The organism is Mucilaginibacter sp. cycad4 (assembly GCF_034263275.1).
Lineage (GTDB): Bacteria > Bacteroidota > Bacteroidia > Sphingobacteriales > Sphingobacteriaceae > Mucilaginibacter.
The window spans coordinates 4,407,537-4,426,966 of record NZ_CP139559.1 but is presented as its reverse complement, the minus strand read 5'-3'; the positions used below and the strand labels follow the sequence as shown (position 1 = coordinate 4,426,966).

Annotated in this window: 12 protein-coding genes and 1 tRNA gene; 10 read left to right on the top strand and 3 right to left on the bottom strand. The window is 38.8% G+C overall.

Annotated elements, in window-relative coordinates; translation table 11 throughout:
* The first annotated feature begins 56 nt into the window (after positions 1-56).
* Positions 57-133 (top strand) — tRNA-Asn (locus SNE26_RS17790).
* Here SNE26_RS17790 and SNE26_RS17785 read toward each other — a convergent pair.
* Complete coding sequence (locus SNE26_RS17785) at positions 96-1,652, bottom strand: recombinase family protein (RefSeq protein WP_321555266.1); 1,557 nt, start codon at positions 1,650-1,652, stop codon at positions 96-98. The two genes, SNE26_RS17790 and SNE26_RS17785, sit on opposite strands and share 38 nt — an antisense overlap.
* 976 nt (positions 1,653-2,628) lie before the next feature.
* Here SNE26_RS17785 and SNE26_RS17780 point away from each other — a divergent pair.
* Positions 2,629-3,672: a hypothetical protein gene (locus SNE26_RS17780; RefSeq protein WP_321555265.1), complete on the top strand. Its 1,044-nt coding sequence runs from the start codon at positions 2,629-2,631 to the stop codon at positions 3,670-3,672.
* On the opposite strand, the gene SNE26_RS17775 is transcribed toward SNE26_RS17780, so the two are convergent.
* A complete protein-coding gene (locus SNE26_RS17775) occupies positions 3,669-4,631 on the bottom strand; it encodes a DUF6236 family protein (RefSeq protein ID WP_321555264.1) in 963 nt (320 codons plus the stop codon). The two genes, SNE26_RS17780 and SNE26_RS17775, sit on opposite strands and share 4 nt — an antisense overlap.
* Positions 4,632-4,820: 189 nt before the next feature.
* Positions 4,821-5,909 (bottom strand): DUF4365 domain-containing protein, encoded by a 1,089-nt coding sequence (locus SNE26_RS17770; RefSeq protein ID WP_321555263.1) that lies wholly within the window; start codon positions 5,907-5,909, stop codon positions 4,821-4,823.
* Positions 5,910-6,038: 129 nt separating this feature from the next.
* Here SNE26_RS17770 and SNE26_RS17765 point away from each other — a divergent pair, with 129 nt between their 5' ends.
* The 8 genes from SNE26_RS17765 (at position 6,039) to SNE26_RS17730 (ending at position 19,427) form a co-directional block, all read left to right on the top strand.
* On the top strand, positions 6,039-6,803 hold the full coding sequence (locus tag SNE26_RS17765) for a 5'-methylthioadenosine/S-adenosylhomocysteine nucleosidase (protein WP_321555262.1): 765 nt from the start codon (positions 6,039-6,041) through the stop codon (positions 6,801-6,803).
* Positions 6,804-6,806: 3 nt separating this feature from the next.
* Positions 6,807-8,210 carry a hypothetical protein gene (locus SNE26_RS17760; protein ID WP_321555261.1) on the top strand — a complete coding sequence of 468 codons (1,404 nt, stop codon included), beginning with the start codon at positions 6,807-6,809 and terminating at the stop codon, positions 8,208-8,210.
* Positions 8,211-8,212: 2 nt separating this feature from the next.
* Complete coding sequence (locus tag SNE26_RS17755; protein WP_321555260.1) at positions 8,213-10,096, top strand: DEAD/DEAH box helicase; 1,884 nt, start codon at positions 8,213-8,215, stop codon at positions 10,094-10,096.
* 19 nt (positions 10,097-10,115) lie between these two features.
* Entirely contained in the window at positions 10,116-11,042 is a 927-nt protein-coding gene (locus SNE26_RS17750; RefSeq protein WP_321555259.1) for a DNA adenine methylase, read from the top strand.
* A gap of 700 nt (positions 11,043-11,742) precedes the next feature.
* Positions 11,743-12,153: a mobilization protein gene (locus SNE26_RS17745; protein ID WP_321555258.1), complete on the top strand. Its 411-nt coding sequence runs from the start codon at positions 11,743-11,745 to the stop codon at positions 12,151-12,153.
* The gene (locus tag SNE26_RS17740) at positions 12,135-13,418 is read left to right on the top strand and encodes a relaxase/mobilization nuclease domain-containing protein (protein ID WP_321555257.1); all 1,284 of its coding nucleotides are present in this window, start codon (positions 12,135-12,137) and stop codon (positions 13,416-13,418) included. Before SNE26_RS17745 ends, SNE26_RS17740 begins: the two co-directional genes overlap by 19 nt.
* Positions 13,419-13,481: 63 nt before the next feature.
* Positions 13,482-15,656: a conjugal transfer protein MobC gene (gene mobC / locus SNE26_RS17735; protein ID WP_321555256.1), complete on the top strand. Its 2,175-nt coding sequence runs from the start codon at positions 13,482-13,484 to the stop codon at positions 15,654-15,656.
* Between the two features lie 624 nt (positions 15,657-16,280).
* A complete protein-coding gene (locus SNE26_RS17730) occupies positions 16,281-19,427 on the top strand; it encodes a TonB-dependent receptor (protein WP_321555255.1) in 3,147 nt (1,048 codons plus the stop codon).
* Positions 19,428-19,430 lie beyond the last annotated feature (3 nt).

Sequence of the window (19,430 nt, the reverse complement as noted above, 5' to 3'; positions counted from 1 at the left end):
AAATTGTGAAATATCAATGAAAATTATACTTTTGCAAACTCCAAACCGGATTAGATTCCTGAGTAGCTCAGCCGGTTAGAGCATCTGACTGTTAATCAGAGGGTCGCTGGTTCGAGCCCAGCCTCAGGAGCCACAATGGGCAAGCACGGTAAAACGGTTGCTTGCCCTCTTTTTTTTACACATAATTTGCTGTTAATCTGATAGATAAGTTGGAATAAAAAGTCAACTTTAGCGGTTCGATGTTGCAGGTCTTCAAAAGTGAATTTTTCGGGATACATCGAACCAATTATCTCTCTCTGGATTTTAGTGTCTGAATTACAGTAGATTACGTCAAGTCGTGCTAATTTAGTGATTGCGCTGTCCAATAGCATTTCTACCTCTGCCAGACTTAGCGCTGCAATGGGAATTTCAGCAAGCTTTGCTTCTAAGATGGCTATTTTATGCTCGCTTTCATTCTTGATAATCTTATAGTCCGCACTATCAATATCACCCATTAAAAGAAGTTCCCTGGCTTTGGTAATGCGATTGTTTAAGGCGGTGATCTCTAAAATGCAATCTGTTTTTCCCGCAGTTTCGTTTTTTGTTGCATCAATGTAAGCGTCCATGATTGCTGCCTTGAAAAAATCTTTGGATTCACTGTTTAATACATACTGTCTTAACTCATTTACGAAAGCCGTATTTACTTCATCAGCCTTTTTACGGTAGCCACAAGCTGACGAACAATGATAGTAGTAGTAATAACTGTTCCTCCCTTTCGATGCACTCCCGCACAATACACGTGAACAATGGTTGCAATGCAAAAAGCCCTTTAGCGGGAGCATTTTTGGCGACATAATGGTCGTTCGGGATTTTCGCTTTTTACCGTCTAATATCTCCTGGATTTGATAATACATAGACTCAGAAATTAAAGCCTCGTGTAAGCCTTTGACCGTGTGGCTTTCTTCGTCTTTGTATTTTTCGATGAATATTTTCCCGCAATAAACAGGATTACGAATGGCGACTAAAAAACGGTTTTTATTACACCTAAGCCCCATTTCTTTCGCTCTTTTAAAAATTTGCTCCGTATTATACTTTGCCAAAGAGATTTCATTCAGTGCCCATTTCATGATCTTCGCCTGTTGATCATCGGGAGCGATGTATTTCTTTCCATCCGGTGTAGATCGGTTGATATAGCCCACTGGTGCCAGTGAAGTCCAGCGGCCTTCTTTCCTGGCCCTTCTCAAGCCGTAAAAAGTATTAAGTGCTCGTCTGTCATTTTCAATTTCAGGTGCTGTCAAATAAATAGCCAGCATCATCTTATTTTCAGGCACAGACATATCTAATGGTTGTTCTATAGCCTGTGGTTCGACATCCAAAGACTTTAGTAAATTAATCATCTGATAGGCATCAGGAGCATTTCGGCTAAACCTGTCCCATTTAGTAAAGAGGATTAAATTGACCTGTTTTTTGTATTGTTTTAAGTTGACCAACAGCTTTTGCCATTCAGGTCTTAAAAAGGTTTTTGCTGAATGATCCTCAAAAATCACTTTGCGCACACCGATCTGGTTTTGTTCGCAATATCGTTTGAGCACTTCTTCCTGGCTACGTTGTGAATATCCCTTATCCGCTTGCTCATCGGTACTCACACGGATGTATAAATCTGCTATTTTCATTATAAAAAGTTCTGCTGAACAATCAATTTAGCTAAAAAATATAGCAAATCCAAGTATTGTTGCGCATCTTTTTCTGATAGTTTGATGCCCCTTTTATCGAAATATTCTATAACCATTTGAGTATTCAAACTTCGCTTATCTTCACTAAATGGGTTCATATACTGGCCTTCTTATTAAATGAAATGCAAATGTGGATAAGAAGGATAGTAGTGATTCGCAAGTCATTCGTGACTTGCGGAATAATAATAACAATATCTTTCTTCACTAGCTCAAGTCAGGAGATGAACCTAGTAAATCGCCTCGAGATGTGCAATTGTAGTTTTTAGCTTGCCCCGGAATCAGGTGGTCCGGTTCATCAGAATCTCCATCCAAACAATCAATTAGTTCGATTATTTGAAAAAATGACAAACTTGAAGACATTCTTAATGAGAAAAAAATATTTAATCACCAATGGAAAAATTATGAGAAATATAATCTAGGTTAGTTTTTAGAGAATCGACCTAACGAGGAAAATATTAATGGCAGTAAATTTCAACACGCCGTACGAAAGTGCTGAACAATACATTTATTTGATTAGCGATGCAAAATCTAAGATCAGATGATACAGCGTAAAAATATTTCTTTGTTTGTTTGGCTGAGTCGAAGTGTAACTGAATGAGAACCTCGCTATAAGGGAGTGATGCTTCTTTTTGACATTGATAATGTTCAGTTATCGTTTATTGATTTGCTAAAGGGCATAAACCCTGTTATGATGTCGACGGTTGATGTTGTTGACCTATCGCATTTCAGTTCTTAAATTAGCTCAATAAACATATATTTAGTTGAAAGGTCCGAACTGCTTTATTTGGTAAAGAAAAGTAGCAAGTAACATAAGGATTAAATAGTTTCTGTTAGATTAGAATGTTAGGCTTACTTTATGACTACCGAGCTATAACATTTGGCAAGAATAACCTCTCTAAAAAATAGCTTGAAACTGATGACTATAAAAAAAGATGTAATACCAGATTTCAGAAACGGTGTTATTCGCAATCCTCACCTTGTGATTCTTGGAGCAGGAGCTAGTTGCGCTGCTTTCCTCGAAGGCGATAGAAATGGAAGAAAATTGCCAGTGATGAGAACGCTCGCGAGAGACCTAGGCTTAACTGATATGCTTAGTCCAAAATATGCGCACTTAATAGATGATTTTGAATTACTGTACAGCACACTTTACCACACATCCGGAGATACCATTTTGAGGGAAAAGGTTGACGATGCCGTACATCAATACTTTCTGGATTTAAAAATTGGGGATGAGCCTAATTTATACGACTACTTGATCTTGTCACTGCGTGAAAAAGATGTCATTGCCACCTTCAACTGGGACCCCTTGCTACTTCAAAGTTACCTAAGACATAAACGGTTTGGTCAACATGTTCCCCAACTGCTATTTCTGCACGGCAATGTTGCCGTCGGTATTTGTAAAAACTGCAAAATTTCAGGAAATTATTATAATAGGATATGTCACCGTTGTAATAAGCCTTTCAGCAAAATGCCCTTACTGTACCCGGTGGGACAGAAAAACTATTCGGCTAACGCTTCTATTCGGAAGGAATGGACGGCATTAAAACAGACTTTTAGGATCGCCTATTACATTACAATATTTGGATACAGTGCTCCTGTAACCGACATAGATGCTAGACAAGTAATGCTTGAGGCGCTGAAATCCAATCGTTCAAGAGTATTTTCCGAACTCGATATTATCGACATAAGCCCTGAGGAGATTGTCGAAGAAAAATGGAACGATTTTCTGTATAGTCACCATTACAGCATTATGAATGATTTTAAGGATTCAAATCTATGGTGGCATCCACGAAGAAGCTGTGAAGCGCTTGCATCAGGCACTTTGATGAATGATCCTATATCTCATAATCCTTTCCCAGATTTCAAGACTTTAGAAGAAATGCACGATTGGATAGATCCGTTAGTTAAAGAAGAGATTAACCACAAAATTAACCAAAAGGGTTTCTTCAGAAAATCCTAAGGCTTTGCTATAATACCATATTTGTTTGCGTGATATAAGTACGAAAACGGCGATTCTCTTAACCTTGCCCGTTCTCTGTTTCGCGCCTCTATATAACAGCCGGCAATTTCTATTGCACCCATTGCACCTATGCTAAATGCTTCCCAATTAAGCGGAATATTAGCTAAGTTATATCTTGCGTTTAATGCAGCACCCGCGGTTAGCCAAGTGGTTGGAGACTTTATACTTATCAATGATTTGAGATTTTTGTAGGCAGTTTCGATACGCGATTCTGATATTACAGCGGTTAAATCGTTTAAACCATTTGTCAGGGTTTCTTTAAAATTGATAGCTATTTCTTTAAATTCAGCTTGTGATTCCGTGTTTGCAATTCTAACCTGAAATTCTGATAACATCCTTTTAAAATGCCTTAAATTATCGCCACGCCTTCTTTTAAAGTCTATTATTTTCTCAAGGGGGACATTTGCTCTGGGTGAAGGCAAAACTTTATTCAAGTTAAGGCTAACCACCGGAAATCCCACACCCTCATTTACCCTTTTGAAATTTAACTTCTCATAGTTGACCAGATCAGTGCCTATTGAAGTTTGATCGCCATCGATATCTGCTAAATATTTCGCTAACAATGACATATATAACATTGCTGTTTTTTCTTCAAACATCAGCCATTCATCATTATCGTTCTGCAATGCCAGCCCCTGATCTTGTAATAAATCGAAAATCGAATCAGTTGTTTTATTTCTATGGATTCTTGCGGGGAAATTATACTCGACCTTATTTCTATGAACTCTTGCCGTTAAATTATGTTCAATCTTATTTCTATGGATGCTGAAATTGGCAACGGGTCTTCTATCGATAAAATTTCGATAGCCGGGTTCCAAGATTATTGAAGTAAATTCTTCCCTGAACTGATTAAAAGCATCTCCGTTTCTTCCGTTGAAAATTAAATCTTCAGGCTTCATTGGCCTAAATTGTTCCTCATCCATCAAGTAGTGAATATCCGGGGATAATTCAATTAGAAAGTTATTGTCCCAACTTTGAGGAACGATTGAACTAACTTCATCATAATATAATAAGGCATGACGTAACTATGATTTATTAGGTATGTCAATGGTCGGGTAATATAGTATTGTTCTGTTCATCGTATTTTATTACCCTGTTTGGATAAATCCTTCAGTTAGTATTGTCTCCCTAATACCTTCAAATAAGTCCCTTTCATCATTGTCGGGATAGGTTCTTAAATAATCGTCTATAGCAGATATTGTCAGTTCGTTTGATCGATGTTGCGCAAAGTGAATAAAAACCCAGAATAAACTATTCCTTTCATCCGTTGTGAGCGTTTGGTCCTGAGTGAATTTATATACAATATTGTGAATATCATTTACTTCATTTAACACTAAGAATACAAGGTAAGGAAACGATCCTTGTATTATCCCATCTTTTAAAAATTTTAGCGATTCTTTCACCGCATTCACTGGGAATAGTTGTTTAATATAATCTGAAACTGTGAAGCTGGTCGTCGACAGTTGATAATGCGCATAATCTTCTGACCTCCAAAAAACAGTAGAATTGTTAAGATAATTACTAAGCATTCCAAGAATATTTCCCAGTATGCCTTTTTCCGTAACATTTCCCACGTTTAATATGATATAATACCACGCAGCCGCTCTTTCCCGGTGATTTGCGAATAATGACTTTAACCCAGTGTAACATTCATTCGGTTGGTTCACATTGGAAAAGGCCTCCAAGCTTCTGCCAAAATTTTCATAGTTCTTATACTCCTGGCTATATTGAACGAAGTGTTCTTTAAAAAGATGAAATGTTTCGGCGCTAAATTCATTGCTTGTATCAACACGGATATTATGAGATTTACCCGACATTGCCTCCGAATGTGTTTTAAGATATTCCGATATGTTAATCCAATACGCTTTTTCTAAATCGACATCATAAACTATTCCAGCAATTGGCAAAATATGGTTTCTCCAATAATGCAAATGACTTGAATCGGTAGGAATCTTATAGCCTGATTTATTCTTATAGCTTTTACCGCTTTTTATCTGTGCAAATAAACAAAAGCTTGTTGCTATATTATTATCGATAAATTCAATATAGCAGTCATTTCCCTGGTCATTTTCACCGCTTATTGGCTGATAAATGCAATTATTGTTTTCAATAATAGTTTGAACATAACGTACCCCGAGCTTTTCAACTACTTTATTTTGACTTCTCTTTGTTGTCATTATGCATTTCTAAAAGTTAGCGCGCCTTCAATACAATATAAATATTCCATTTATATTGTATTGAATATCAAAAAACAAGGACGAATTTAATATATTTTGTAATTTCATCTTTTATAAGCCATATTACAGTTGAAAGACTCTTCGATCCCTCGTGCCGTAATCTTAACTGCTATTCCTCTCGAATATAAGGCTGTTAGAGCACATATGACAAATCTTGAAGAACTTGTTCATCCCAAAGGTAACGTTTATGAAAAAGGCATCTTTACTGGGCTGTATCATAACTGGCAAATAGGCATTGCGGAAATCGGTGCCGGAAACTACTCTTGCGCAATGGAAGCGGAGAGAGCGATTACATATTTTGATCCCGAAGTAATTTTATTTGTTGGTATTGCCGGTGGAATAAAAGATTTGCGGCTAGGAGATGTTGTGGCTGCAGAAAAAGCGTATGGTTACGAAAGCGGTAAGATTACTGCAAAGGGGATACAAACCAGGCCCGATGTTGGAAAATCTTCTTATATAATATTTGAACGGGCTAAAGCCGAAGCACGTAGAGATGATTGGAAAGCCAGACTTCCGGTTGCAGATCAAGCGAAAGACATAAAAATTATAGCAAAACCAATAGCCGCTGGTGAAAAAGTAGTTGCTGCCACCAGATCGGATGTATATAAGCTAATAAAAACCCATTATAACGATGCAGTCGCCGTAGAAATGGAGGGCAGCGGCTTTTTTGAAGCTTGCCACGCAAATGGAGATTTACAATTTCTAATTGTTAGGGGCATTTCAGACTTGTTAAGTAAAAAATCAGCGACAGATGCACAGGGTTTTCAAGAATTTGCCGCACAAAATGCAAGCGCATTTGCATTTGAGGTTTTATCAAAATTTAAAGTAAGATAGGTTATGACAAATATTTCAAAAAATCAACCGAGACCGCTAATTAAGGAGTTTGCAAAAGATATCCTAAATAGTAGAATTGAAATAACCAATAACGAACCGATTCCATTCAGAGATGATAAGGTCGTCCATAAGATCCGAAAAGCTTATAAAGTTCCTATCGAACTATTACGTTTCAGAAAAGACAATGGGCGCATCGCCTCAGATGTCATTACCTGGGAAAATAGTAAAGGTGTAATAAATGAATCTACCGAATACGGGCAATCGTTACTGCGAAAATTCCTCGAATTAAAAGATCCCGGCCCTACGGCTGAACTTACAAATACTCTGGTTAAAGAGGGCCAAGATGAGTATGCTGTTATTACTGCTGATGGGTTCTTGATCAACGGAAATCGCAGGAAAATGGTGTTAACTAATCTACTTGAAAAGCATAAAGGCGATGAAAAGTATAAATATTTGAAAGTAGTTATTCTACCGGGCGAAGATGAAAACGAACCATTACCTACCTTATTGGATATTGAACAATTAGAGAATCGTTATCAATACAGGCGCACAGGTAAAGCTGAATATTACAATTTCGACAAGGCACTATCCATTAAACGAAAAGTGGAAATGGGAATGTCACTGGAAGAACAATTACGTGACGATCCTAATTATTCAGAATTATCATCTGCTGAATTTAAGAAACAACGAGCCGCTTTTGAAGAGGAATACATTAAACCACTGGAATGCATAGACAAATATCTTAGCTATTTAGGCAGACCAGGGCATTATAATACGATTTCCGAAGGCAGGGGTGATAGTGAGGGGCGCTGGCAGGCGTTCTTGGATTACTATAATTTGGTTTATAAAAAACTGAATGATGAAAAGAACAGGATTAAATTAGGCATACAGGAAGAAGAGGTTGGAAAAATTGAGAATGTAGCATTTAAAATTATCCGTAAAAGAGAAATTGATGGTTTGGGTAAAAAGGCCCATCAAATTATGCGTGACTTTCCAAAATTGATAAGTAATGCTAATGTTAAAAAGGAGTTATTTATTTTGACGAAGATCGATTTTAATTTACCAAAAACCGATATCATAAATGAAGAGGGTAAAGAAGTAGATGAAAAAACAAAAGATATAATTTGGAATAATAAGAATGGAAAAGAGATCATTTGGCATGTAAAAAAGGCGTATGAAATTTTAGATCATAAAAAAGAACATGATACGCCAATAAGTTTATTAAATGCTGCATTGGATAAATTAAACCATTCTGATATGATTGTGGATAATATAGAACTAAGCAAACTTGATGTCGCTATGAAGCTGTGTAAGGCCATACAGTTACGTGGAAATGAAATAGAGCACGCAATTTTCGATGCTAAGAAGATTAAGAACAAATTAGGAAGTAAATTCAATCAAAAGTAATCGTGACCATTGATTTAGATAATTCCCAAATAGTAATTGCCGATCCAACTGATATACTTGGACCGATTGAGAAGAGTCAGCTCTCTTTTTGGGGATTTGTGTTTGATAATGAATTAAAAACATATCAAAAGAATCTGGATCAACAAACCTATTTAAAAACTATCCAATACTTTAATAATGAAGAGATTGGTTATGAATTAAAAGATAATGCCAATACTTACTCGCAAGAACTTGATGTATTAAAGTCGAATTTTGATTTAATCAAAGATACTGCATCGCGCTTTAAACAAGGCGATTATAATTATGCTCATTTTGATGAATTTCGTGAATTTGTAACCAGCAATATTCAACGGAGTTTAAAAATTCATCAACTTAAAGCCGCATACCATTTATATATACTTGGCAATGGGGCCAATTTTTCCGTCCCAGGAAGCGGTAAGACAACCGTTGTACTAACAGTATATGAAAAACTAAGAGCAGAGGGCAAAGTAAACACGTTATTTGTCATTGGCCCGCCTTCAAGTTTTGGACCATGGAGAAACGAATTCAAAGAAACATTGGGGCGGAAGCCTAAATATGTCGTATTGGCGGGAGGGGTTAAGAATACGCGTAAAAAGCAATATTTTAATACGCCTGAACTTACATCTGAGTTGTATTTAACTTCGTTTCATACTTCTTTATATGACAAAAACGAAGTCAATCAATTTTTAAATCAATCCCATGTCAAAGCCTTTTTAGTAGTTGACGAGGCTCATTATATTAAGCAAATCAACGGTAACTGGGCACAAGCTATTTTGCAGCAATCACAAAGCGCAAAGTTTCGCTGTGTGCTGACCGGTACTCCTATGCCTAAAAGCTATACAGATATTTTTAATCTTTTTGATTTTTTGTGGCCTAATCAACACCCCATCCCCTCACCTGATAAAACCATGATTAAAATTAACGAGGAGAGGAAAGATACACTAGCTGCAAAAGAATTATTAGAGCAATATATAGGGCCATTATTTTATAGAGTTAGAAAGAGCGACTTGAACTTAAAGCCACAAATATTTCTTCAGCCCGATTTAGTTAAAATGGGGAAAATCGAGAGAAAGATTTATGATGCCATTTATAATAAAATCAAGGACTATGCTAAAGCTGAATACTTTAAAAATGTAGATATTATAAACAAGCTGGGACGAGGGCGAATTATCAGACTTAGGCAAGCTGTTTCATATCCAAAATTGCTTAATTCGGCGATTGAAGATTATGACGAAAAGATTTTTGAAGACTTAACGGATATAAAATACCTGATAAATCAATACGATAAAATTGAGCTCCCCGCAAAGCTGAAAGTATTAACTTCTAAGGTAAAGGTTTTACAAAAGAAGAAACAGAAGGTTGTAATATGGTCTAATTTTATTGGCACATTAAATCTGATAGAGAAACATTTTCTGGAATTGGGGCTAAACTGTAAGAAAATTTTTGGCGGCACCCCGGTTGAGGATGGTACTTTTAAAGTTGAAGAAACGCGAGAAAAAATTCGTGATCAGTTTATCGACGAGCATAGCGGCTTAGATATTTTGATAGCGAATCCTGCCGCATGTGCTGAATCTATATCATTGCATAAGACCTGCCATCACGCTATTTATTACGATCTAAGTTACAATTGTGCTCAATATTTACAGTCGCTGGATCGCATACATCGTGTCGGCGGTTCCGAATTTATTGAAGCCACTTATCATTTTTTACAATATGAAAATAGTGTAGATATTGATATCAAAGCAAATATTGATATGAAAACAATTAAAATGTTAGAGATTATCGAAGAAGATTACCCAATATATTCTTTGGACATGTTTGAACCGGAAGAAGATAGCGAAGCGTACAAAAGGTTATTTTTGTAGCAGAATGATAGAATTGAAGATGGATACTGTAATTGAGGATGTTGCCAAAATGAAAAAAGTAAATGCACCGTTTGGATATTTTGGCTCGAAAAATAAAATTGCTTTGCAACTGTGCACGCATCTCCCCCCCCATAATTGTTGGGTGGAAGCATTTTGTGGCTCCGCTGCTTTAACTTTAAGAAAAAAGCCCGCTCCCATAGAAGTTATAAACGACTTCGACCATCAGATCGTCAACTTTTTTAAACAACTAAGGGACAACAGCGCTGCTTTATGTGAGCAAATCGAACTAACACCCTATGCTGAACAGGAGTTAATTGATGCCAGATCCGTAATAGAGGGATTAAGCGACCTTGAAAAAGCAAGGAGATTCTTGGTGCAGTCAATGATGGCTATAAATGGCGTTTTTGGTGAGGAACGTGGTGGGTTTTCCTATTCGGATTCTTATTCAAGAAATGGACATGACGCCCGGGTTAACCGCTGGAACAATTTACCGGAAAGGCTCAAATTGGTAGTAAAAAGGTTAAAGGACGTTCGGATTGAAAATAAGGATGCGATTAAAATACTCAATAAATACATCAATCGCCCGGCAACACTTGTGTATTTGGATCCTCCATATTTAGGGAAAAGAACCAATGGATATAATAAAGATGCGAACGATGAATCATTTCATAAGAAACTTTTAACTCTGGCAAATAAGGCCAAATGTATGATCTTCATAAGTGGATATGAAAGTGAATTATATAATTCATTGTTAACCGATCAAAATGGGTGGCAGCGAAAAACTATTACTACAACAACAAAAGGCGTTACTGGAAAAAGCTTTAATCGATTAGAAGTGTTGTGGATGAATCACCATTTTGTCGATGCTTTAAAAAATAACGAGGTGCCCATTATCTTGACTGACAAAGAACGTCTTCAAGGAAAAGTAAATCCCGAACGATTTTAGCAATTAGCTCGCCCTTCAATAAAGCACAATCGACAATAGATAACTATTTATTATAACCATTTCAAATCGTATAATTAAATATGAATATCGGGTAATGGAACAAACAATCCACTTCTCAATAGTCCTGATAGAGTTGTATTTCTTCTATTTTTTGCAGGTACTGTATCCAGTTTTGAATATAAGCGAATTCTACATAGTTGCGCGCGTTATTACCAATATTTTGGTAAGTGTGAGGCTCTTCCAAATACTTATGAATAATGCGAATTTCATAATTGAATATAAATCTTTCGTATCTACCGCCTCAATTGCGAACCGCAACTAATAAACTCCCCCATTTTTGACTATCAATTCAGATAGTCATGAAAAATCAGCACACAATACCTGGCTTGAACGGCCGAGTCTTTAATGGCACCTATTACCCAAAGATCAAACGTATCCGGCAGGAACCACGACAAAAGATCCGCAAACTGTTACGCTCATTCATACCGCTTAACAGATCGGAACAAGCCGACGAACGCAACCAAGAGTCTTGTCAGAATTGACCATATATACCTGAAGTAAACAACACGTTCGTAGGTCAGTTCTGCATTCGTCAGAATGCAGCAAGATGGATTTTTGTCCACAAAAATCATCTTGCCGTCCTTGCGGTCGGGACTTCGCTCGGAACTCGCGAAGTCTGGAAGTCAATTAAATGTATCCTATGTCGAGGAAAAAAACAGCAGACCAGGAAACACTATTCACCTGCCCGGTCAGGACAAGAATAACACAGGCCGCCTGGAACAAGCTTGAAAAAATACAGAATGAAAGCGGTTGCCAAAGCATCGGCGAAGTAACCCGTATGATCCTTTCTGATGAGCCGATCAACTGCTTTTACCGGGACGTGTCTTTAAATGCCCCCATGGAAGAAATGGCCCTGATCAGAAAGGAACTCAAAGCCATTGGTATCAATATCAATCAGCAAACCAAGTTTTTCCATATGAGCAATTCGGAAACACAACGAGCTTTTTATGTTATAAAGACCGCAAAGCTGTATCAACAGGTCGGTGATAAAGTAGAAGAACTATTAACGATCATTAATCGCCTGGCAGAAAAATGGTTGCCCGCTTCGTAAACGGAAAGAATATCAGAGGTATACTGCACTATAATGAAAACAAAGTGATAGCTGGTGAGGCCAACTTATTATTGGCCAGCGGCTTTGCTGGCGATGTTAACCAGTTCAGTTTAGAACAAAAGCTTCAGCGTTTTGACCATTTGACCATGCTCAATAGCAGGACAAAAACCAATGCTGTACATATCACACTCAATTTTGACGGGCAGGATAAATTGAGTAATGAACAGTTACAGCAGATCACGATGTCCTATATGGAAAGGATTGGTTTTGGTGACCAACCCTATTTGGTTTATAAACATTATGATGCTGCACATGCTCATGTCCATATTGCAACCATCAATATTAAGCCCGACGGTAGCCGTATTGATACGCATGGTATTGGCTGGAAACTATCAGAACCAGCCCGGATTGAACTGGAAAAGGAATATGGTTTAGTTAAGGCTAAAGGCAGACAATGGAGTAATACGTTGGGTATTAAACCCGCCGATATTGAAAAAGCGCTTTATGGCAAAATGCCGACCAAGCGGGCCATCACCAATATAATCAACGCTGTTATAGATAGTTACAAGTTTACCTCATTAGCAGAGTTTAATGCAGTACTGAAACAATTTAACGTTGTTGCCAATCGAGGTAAGGAAGATACTTTGATGTACCAGCACAAAGGTTTATTGTACAGCATAGTTAATCCAAAAGGCGAACCGATAGGTGTACCCATTAAAGCCAGTGCCATATATAATAAGCCGACCTTAATCAATTTGGAAAAGGAGTATAACAAGAACATCGGAAAACGCAAGCAATATAAAGAGCCACTAAAAGAAACTATTGAAAAGGTATTTAGGCCGTATGCCGTGATCAGCAAAAAAACATTTATAGCCGAACTACAAAAGCAAAACATCAACGCGATATTCCATATCAATGAGCAGGGTTTTACCTATGGAGTGACATATATAGACAACAAAAACAAAACAGTTTTTAATGGTAGTGACCTGGGCAAGGCCTACAGTGCTAAAGCCGTCATGGAAAGGCTAAGTGTAACCGACAAACTAATTAAACCCACACAGCAAATCGAATTAAAACCGGCAATAAAAACTATCCGACATCAGATTGCATCACAACCTAAAACTTACCTCAAGCCGCCGGAACAAACGAATTATTTAGCGCTGGCCTTGACCAAATATCAGCCGGAAGCAGCTCCGAGTGTTACCCGCAAAAAGAAAAGGAAGCAATCCAGAGAACAGTCACAAGACCAGGGGCTGACTTTATAAAACAAATTATTAACCATCATTTAAGAAAAGTCTCCTCTATCGGGGAGTTAGAAAGGACTGCTGATGCAAACAGGTGAAGATACCCAGGGACTGAGAAAGATTGTCGACCTGACCAGGCTGATAAGCATATTTATTTTAGCTATTCATTTTTATATCTCATGCCATAAAGCATTTGAGCATTGGCACTGGACGGCTACTATTACCGAACGTATCATCGCCAATATTGCCAAAACAGGATTATTTACCAATATGCTCAAACCCAAACTGGCTGGGCTGCTTTGCCTGGCTATTTCTTTGATTGGGGTAAAGGGCAAAAAGGACGAAAGGATTAACTGGCGCAACATTATAGCCTACTTGATCAGCGGCCTGCTGATCTACTGGATCAGTGTATTGTGTTTTTGTCTGCATACAAATATGGTCATCATTGCAATTGGTTATATGGCCTTAACCAGTACCGGCTATTTACTGATCCTGACAGGCGGTACTTACTTATCCCGCTTGCTGAAAGAAGAGCTAAACAAGGATATTTTCAATACCGAGAACGAAACATTCCCACAGGAAGAAAGACTGTTGGAAAATGAGTACTCCATCAACCTACCTGCTAAATATAATCTAAAAGGAAAAACACGTAATTCCTGGATCAATTTTATCAATCCGTTCCGGGGCCTGTTAGTTGCCGGCACACCGGGAGCCGGTAAATCCTATTTCATCATTCGCCATATTATTGACCAGCATATTAAAAAAGGGTTTTCGATGTTTCTGTATGATTTTAAGTATGATGATCTGACTAAGATCGTTTATAACAAGCTATTACAATACAAAACGAATTATAAGATCAGGCCCGCCTTTTATATTATCAATTTTGACGACCTGAACCATACTCACCGTTGTAATCCACTTGATCCGCAAGGTATGGACGATATTACCGACGCGACCGAAGCCAGCCGTACCATTATGCTGGGACTGAACCGGGAATGGATCAAGAAACAAGGTGATTTCTTTGTGGAAAGTCCAATCAACTTCCTCACGGCTATTATCTGGTATCTGCGTAAATACGAAGATGGGAAATACTGTACCCTACCGCATGTCATTGAATTGATGCAGGCCGATTATGAAAGCTTATTTTCTGTATTGCTCAAAGAACCGGAGATCAGGGCGCTGATCAATCCTTTTATATCCGCTTATAATAACAATGCCAAAGCCCAGTTAGAGGGCCAGGTAGCCAGTGCGAAGATCGGCTTGGCCAGGCTGTCCTCACCGCAATTGTATTATGTGCTGTCCGGTAATGATTTTACGTTGGATGTCAACAATCCAGCAGCACCGAAAATTATCTGCATGGGTAATAACCCGCAAAAACTGCAGATCTACGGCGCGGTATTATCCCTATATATTTCCCGCATGATCAAACTGGTCAACCGCAAAGGCCAGCTAAAAAGCAGCCTGATCTTTGACGAGTTCCCAACTATCTTTTTTAATAACATAGACAGCCTGATCGCTACGGCTCGTAGTAACAAGGTGGCTACTACTTTAGCAGTGCAGGATTTCAGTCAGCTCAAAAAAGACTATGGTTCGGAACAGGCTGATGTCATTACGGGAATTGTGGGCAATATCATCAGCGGCCAGGTCACCGGTGATACCGCTAAAACCTTGTCCGACAATTTCGGCAAGATTGTACAGGATAAAAACAGTTTGACCATTAACAGCAGCGATACGTCTATATCCAAAGCAACTCAATTGGATTACGCTATACCCGCCTCAAAAATAGCCGCGCTTTCATCTGGTGAGTTTGTAGGAATGGTTGCGGATGATCCAGAACAAAGGATTAGTCTAAAAATGTTCCATAGTGCCATACAGAATAACCACGAGGCGATAGCAAAAGAAGAAGCCGTATTTAAACCCATTCCGGTAATAGACCATGTTAGCGAGGAAATGGTAACAGAAACCTACACTCAGATCAAGATGGAGATTGCAGAATTGCTCAAAAATGAACTGGCTGAGCTGGATGGAGACAGTGATAACTTACCATCTGAAACCGCTTTACTGGTCAATGTTCCTAAACCAGGTAAAAAAACGCTGAGCAAGAAGCAGCGTAGGCAAGAGAACAAGCGCAACCGTCATAAGGGTAGGCAAAATATGCGGAAGGGAAAAAGTATCGCTGCTGACAGGGCCGTTGACTTCAATGGTAAATCCTTATCTCAAGCTAAAAATGATGATATAGAGCAGGCAATGTCCATGTAGTTTTGTTCATTAGAGCTTGATGAAATGTAGCCAACCATTAGACCGCTAGCAATGGTTAATTAGCAGTCATAGATGGATTTTCTTCAATCTCCCCACATTATCAACAAACTATTTGGAGCGGTTTGGTTAATGATTTGTTGTGTAACCTCCTTATTTATAGGGTATCGCATTGTCTTGTACATTTGGTCTATATTTTTATTCATCTCAGCCCCCTTCTATTTTTTAAGTTGCCATAATTTTAACCCCGGAATATAGTTTCAACGCGGCATGTTTGAAATACTGATTTTGAAGAATGTTCCACCAATTATCAATTGAACCAACATTTTTTTTGACTTCGTAGGCAACATAGTCTCTGTTTAAGTTTTTCATGATATGTTAAAAAATTCACTAACGGACTATGATAAGTTTTTTGGTATTAAAATCTCACAATCGATTGCTATGTCAAAATTGTTAAAGAATTTCTTTATACTAAAAACCGCACGGATGTCCCAGGAAAGACGCGAAGAGTATCAAGATCACATCCCTACTTATAAATATAATTACGTTTTGGCTCCGGGTTACTCTATAGTTAGCTATTCTTAAACCTTAATAATTGCCAATTATTCCACTTAAATTTTTAAATTCATGAAAAGAAAACTACTAACAAAATTCCCGATTTTTATCTGGATGACCTTATCAGCCATAATGATAAGTTTGCCCGGCTTTTCCCAAACAGGAAAAATTACGGGCAAGGTGTCGGGTAAGGACAATGGCACTCCTTTAGCCGGCGTAACTGTTAAAATAAAAGGGACTTCGAACGCGGTAGGCACAGACACTAACGGGCTCTATTCCATAAGCGCCGCCTCTGGAAGCACATTAATTTTCTCCTTTGTTGGTTATGATCAAAAGGAAATAGCTGCTCCTTCGTCTGGTAAACTTGATGTTGTATTGTCTCCGTCATCTAACAGCCTGAACGAGGTTGTAGTAATAGGTTATGGTACTGCCCGCAGAAAAAACCTGGTAAGCGCTGTCGATGTGGTGGCAGCAAAAGATGCGGGCGCCAATACAGCAACAAGCCCTGCACAATTATTAATAGGTAAGGCGCCAGGGGTTCAGGTAGTTACTGCGAATGGTTCGCCAGGTTCAGACGCGCAAATTATTATACGTGGTACAGGTTCTTTTACTAATGTTAGCCCCTTATATGTTATTGATGGCATACAAGGTGATGCCGGCTTGTTTAATACGATTAGCCCACAGGACATTGAGAATATTACCATACTGAAAGATGCTGCATCAACAGCAATATATGGTGCTTCGGGCGCTAACGGCGTTGTGATAATTACAACAAAAAAAGGTAAAGCCGGTCCCACTCAAATATCATTTACATCACAGGTAGGTTTTTCAACAATACCCAAAAAACTCGATCTGTTAAAAGCAGCTGATTATGTAAAGCTGATTAAAGATGTTGCCGTTACCAACAATGTTCCCATACCGGAAAAACTTAACACACCGTTTGTTTTGGTTGACAGGAACGACTGGCAAAATGAAATTTTTAAAACAGCTTTATCGACTCAAAATGACGTAAGCGTAACCGGCGGAGGTGACAAGGTTACCTATAATATGTCGGCTGGATATGTAACCCAGCAAGCCACGATTAAGGATTATATCTTTAAAAGGTTTAATAACAGGTTCTCGCTTGACGAAAAGTTAGGCCGCTTTCATTTCGGACAAACCTTAAATTTGAGATATACCAAAACGCGGGGTCAGACAGCGGGGATAGGTAACGCGCTTCAATACGCACCTTATCAACCCATTTATGATTCCTCAATTACGGGCGGTTACTCCATCCTCACCAATAATGATGATAACAGTAATGCTATAAATCCATTGGCAGACCTGGGCCTAAAAACCCAAAGCAGCCAGGACATGGTATTATATCCACAAATATTTGCCGAGGTGAGAATTATAGATGGTTTAACTTTTCGTTCGCAGGCATCAGCAACATATGACAGCAATGGAAGCGATTCTTATCAGGTACCTTTCGTAACTGCCAATAAATTGGCTTTCGACCGCCAGGCTGGCCATGCGTACGGCAGTTCTTCCTATTACATTATTGAGAACTATTTGTCCTATAACCATACCTTTGGTAAACACGATATTTCGCTAACTGCAGGCACCAGTTACATTGATGCAGGCACCAGTAGCTCTGCCAGTTTAACAGGTACAGGTATGCTGACCGATGCGGTAAAGGATATTGGTGTAGCTCCAACCGTGACCGTAACAGGCAGGTCATCGGGTTATGCCACTCAATTTGGCGTCCAGCAATCTTATTATGGACGTTTAATTTATTCTTATGACGATAAGTATATTCTTTCGGCCAGCGTAAGGCGTGATGGATCTTCGAACTTTCTCCCGGCAGTCCGTTACGGCAATTTCCCGAGCGGGGGTTTTGCATGGCGATTCAGTCAGGAAAATTTCGTAAAAACAGCATTTCCATTTGTCAGCGATGGTAAACTTCGTGTAGGATGGGGGCGTACAGGTAACAACCGGATCGATCTTGGCAGAACCGATGTATTAACATTCAACGGATCGCCTGTGGGAAACCTGGTATATTCTTTTGGCCAGACGGAGAAATTTGTTAATGGAACAACGGCTATCACGATTGCCAACCCGAAATTGCATTGGGAAGCAACCGATCAAACCGATGCCGGTATTGATCTGGTATTTCTAAACAACAAGATAACTTTTACCGCCGATTACTATAATAGAAAAAGCAGTGGGTTGTTAGTAAATATACCTGTACCGCCAAGTTTAGGGGTGGGCTTAAATACCAGCAACAGTAATGAGACTGTTAACGCGGCTAAGGCACAAAACAAAGGGTTTGAATTTCAGTTAGGTTACCGTTCTGAGGTAAAAAGGGATTTTAGCTATAACATAAGCATTAACGGCGCTTTTAACAATAATAAAACATTGGCGTTAGATCCCCAGTCGCCAACTACAATAATTGGAGGAACTACCAGCGTTCAGACAATGACTATGCCGGGTATTGCTATCGGGTCATATTATGGTTATAGGGAGGATCATGTAGCCAGCACCCAGGCTGAAATTGATGCATTAAATCAAAAGGCCCAGCAAAAAACCGGCGATCCGACTAAGGTTTACCAATCCGGATTACTCCCCGGCGACTTTATATTTAAGGACCTGAACGGCGACGGCATTGTTGACTCAAAAGACCAGCAGGTTTTAGGGAGCGCAATTCCAAAGTTTACGTATGGCATTAACATGGGTGCTACCTACCATAATTTCGACCTTAACGTAGTATTATCAGGTGTGCAGGGCGTGCAGATTGGAAATGATCTGAGGGCTTCTACTTTGGATTTCGCAGCGACAGGGCATAATGCCTCAACCGAGATATTAAACAGGTGGGAAAAATCGGGTGACAATGCTAAGCTGCCAAGAGCAGGGCAGAACGCAACCGGAACTGGCAATGTAAGGCCGTCAGATTTCTTTATCGACAATGGCGCTTATTTACGTGCCCGTAATGTAACTCTGGGCTACACTTTTACAAAAACTGCTTTAAAATCGTTTTCGGGTAATGTGTTAAGTAAACTGCGCGTATATATTGCTGCGCAAAATTTATTTACCATAACTGGTTATAAAGGGTATGATCCCGAGATAAGCACCGTCAGTGGTGATAACAACGCGAACGACACTATTTTTAGCCGCGGCATTGATACAGGCCAGATTCCGCAGGCGCGCACATTCTTATTCGGAATACAGGCAGGATTTTAAGTA

Coding starts and splice junctions, on each gene's coding strand:
- SNE26_RS17785 (WP_321555266.1), bottom strand. CDS start 1,652: ATGAAAATAGCAGATTTATACATCCGTGTGAGTACCGATGAGCAAGCG.
- SNE26_RS17780 (WP_321555265.1), top strand. CDS start 2,629: ATGACTATAAAAAAAGATGTAATACCAGATTTCAGAAACGGTGTTATT.
- SNE26_RS17775 (WP_321555264.1), bottom strand. CDS start 4,631: ATGAAGCCTGAAGATTTAATTTTCAACGGAAGAAACGGAGATGCTTTT.
- SNE26_RS17770 (WP_321555263.1), bottom strand. CDS start 5,909: ATGACAACAAAGAGAAGTCAAAATAAAGTAGTTGAAAAGCTCGGGGTA.
- SNE26_RS17760 (WP_321555261.1), top strand. CDS start 6,807: ATGACAAATATTTCAAAAAATCAACCGAGACCGCTAATTAAGGAGTTT.
- SNE26_RS17750 (WP_321555259.1), top strand. CDS start 10,116: ATGGATACTGTAATTGAGGATGTTGCCAAAATGAAAAAAGTAAATGCA.
- SNE26_RS17745 (WP_321555258.1), top strand. CDS start 11,743: ATGTCGAGGAAAAAAACAGCAGACCAGGAAACACTATTCACCTGCCCG.
- SNE26_RS17740 (WP_321555257.1), top strand. CDS start 12,135: ATGGTTGCCCGCTTCGTAAACGGAAAGAATATCAGAGGTATACTGCAC.
- mobC (WP_321555256.1), top strand. CDS start 13,482: ATGCAAACAGGTGAAGATACCCAGGGACTGAGAAAGATTGTCGACCTG.
- SNE26_RS17730 (WP_321555255.1), top strand. CDS start 16,281: ATGAAAAGAAAACTACTAACAAAATTCCCGATTTTTATCTGGATGACC.